The sequence below is a fragment of the Streptomyces sp. NPDC059456 genome (assembly GCF_042750055.1).
Classification (GTDB): domain Bacteria; phylum Actinomycetota; class Actinomycetes; order Streptomycetales; family Streptomycetaceae; genus Streptomyces.
On sequence record NZ_JBHYVA010000964.1, the window covers coordinates 1 to 2,365 of the forward strand.

Here is a 2,365-nt window from a genome sequence, read left to right on the forward strand (position 1 = left end):
GTCGGAGTCGACGGTGCGGGCGACGAAGGTGGCCTCGGCGCCGAGGGCGAGGGAGACGGGGTTGAAGGGGGCGTCGAGGGAGCCCATCGGCGTGGATTTGGTGATCTTGCCGACTTCGGAGGTGGGTGAGTACTGGCCCTTGGTGAGTCCGTAGATCCGGTTGTTGAAGAGCAGGATCTTGAGGTTGACGTTGCGGCGCAGGGCGTGGATCAGGTGGTTCCCGCCGATGGAGAGGGCGTCGCCGTCGCCGGTGACGACCCAGACGGACAGGTCGCGGCGGGAGGTGGCCAGACCGGTGGCGATGGCCGGGGCGCGGCCGTGGATGGAGTGCATCCCGTAGGTGTTCATGTAGTACGGGAAGCGCGAGGAGCAGCCGATCCCGGAGACGAAGACGATGTTCTCCTTCGCCAGCCCGAGCTCGGGCATGAACCCCTGCACCGCCGCCAGGATCGAGTAGTCGCCGCAGCCGGGGCACCACCGGATCTCCTGGTCCGAGCGGAAGTCCTTCATGGACTGCTTGGCCTCGGCCTTGGGCACGAGCTTGAGGAGTTCACTGGCCACGGTTCGCCTCCTGGATGGCGTCGGCCAGCTGCGCGGCCTTGAACGGCATGCCGTTGACTTGGGTGAAGGACAGGACGTCGACGAGGTAGCTCGCGCGCAGCAGCCGGGCGAGCTGCCCGAGGTTCATCTCCGGGACGACCACGCGCTCGTAGCGGGCGAGGACCTCTCCCAGGTTGCGGGGGAACGGGTTGAGGTGGCGCAGGTGGGCCTGCGCCACCGACTCGCCCAGCGTCCGCAGCTCGCGGACGGCGGCGGTGATGGGGCCGTAGGTGGAGCCCCAGCCCAGGACGAGGGTGCGGGCGCCGTCGGGGTCGTCGACCTCCAGGTCGGGGACCTGGATGCCGTCGATCTTGGCCTGGCGGGTGCGGACCATGAAGTCGTGGTTGGCCGGGTCGTAGGAGATGTTGCCCGTGCCGTCCTGCTTCTCGATGCCGCCGATCCGGTGCTCCAGACCGGGCGTGCCCGGGACCGCCCAGGGGCGGGCCAGGGTCTGCGGGTCGCGCTTGTACGGCCAGAACACCTCGGTGCCGTCCGCCAGTACGTGGTTCGGTGCGGTCTGGAAGGGGACGCGCAGGTCGGGGAGTTCGTCGACCTCGGGGATCCGCCAGGGCTCGGAGCCGTTGGCGAGGTATCCGTCGGAGAGCAGGAACACCGGGGTCCGGTACGTCAGCGCGATCCGGACCGCGTCCAGCACCGCGTCGAAGCAGTCCGCGGGGGTGCGGGGCGCCACGACCGGGACGGGGGCCTCGCCGTTGCGGCCGTACATGGCCTGGAGCAGGTCGGCCTGCTCGGTCTTGGTGGGCAGGCCGGTGGAGGGGCCGCCGCGCTGGATGTCCACGATCAGCAGCGGCAGCTCCAGCGACACCGCCAGCCCGATCGTCTCCGCCTTGAGGGCGACGCCGGGGCCGGAGGTGGTGGTCACGCCGAGGGCGCCGCCGAAGGCCGCGCCGAGCGCCGCGCCGATGCCGGCGATCTCGTCCTCGGCCTGGAACGTCCGCACGCCGAAGTTCTTGTGCTTGCTCAGCTCGTGCAGGATGTCCGAGGCCGGGGTGATCGGGTACGCACCGAGGTACAGCGGCAGGTCGGCCTGCCGGCTCGCCGCGATCAGGCCGTAGGACAGGGCGAGGTTCCCGGAGATGTTGCGGTAGGTGCCGGTCGGGAAGGCCCTCGTCGCCGGGGCGACCTCGTAGGAGACCGCGAAGTCCTCGGTCGTCTCGCCGAAGTTCCAGCCCGCGCGGAACGCGGCCACGTTCGCCTCGGCGATGTTCGGCTTCTTCGCGAACTTCTGCCGCAGGAAATTCTCGGTGCCCTCGGTGGGCCGGTGGTACATCCAGCTCAGGAGCCCGAGCGCGAACATGTTCTTGCTCCGCTCGGCCTCCTTGCGGGAGAGCCCGAAATCCTTCAGTGCCTCCACGGTGAGCGTGGTCAGCGGCACCGGGTGGATGTTGTAGGCGCCCAGTGAGCCGTCTTCCAGCGGCGAGGTGTCATAGCCGACCTTCGCCATCGGGCGCTTGGTGAATTCATCGGTGTTGATGATGATCTCGGCGCCGCGCGGGACGTCCCCGATGTTCGCTTTCAGCGCCGCCGGATTCATCGCCACCAGCACGTTCGGGGCGTCGCCCGGCGTCAGGATGTCGTGATCGGCGAAATGCAGCTGGAACGAGGAGACACCGGGCAGGGTGCCGGCAGGGGCACGGATCTCGGCCGGGAAGTTCGGCAGCGTGGAGAGGTCGTTCCCGAAGGAAGCCGTCTCCGAGGTGAACCGGTCACCCGTGAGCTGCATGCCGTCACCCGAGTCACCCGC

Annotated in this window: 2 protein-coding genes; both read right to left on the reverse strand. The window is 69.3% G+C overall.

What is annotated here, in order from left to right; translation table 11 throughout:
- The coding region (locus ACFXA3_RS41120) for a 2-oxoacid:ferredoxin oxidoreductase subunit beta (RefSeq protein ID WP_385196384.1) at positions 1 to 510 on the reverse strand (510 nt) is incomplete at its 3' end.
- Between the two features lie 40 nt (positions 511 to 550).
- On the reverse strand, positions 551 to 2,365 hold a 1,815-nt coding region (locus ACFXA3_RS41125), incomplete at its 5' end, for a 2-oxoacid:acceptor oxidoreductase subunit alpha (RefSeq protein WP_385196381.1).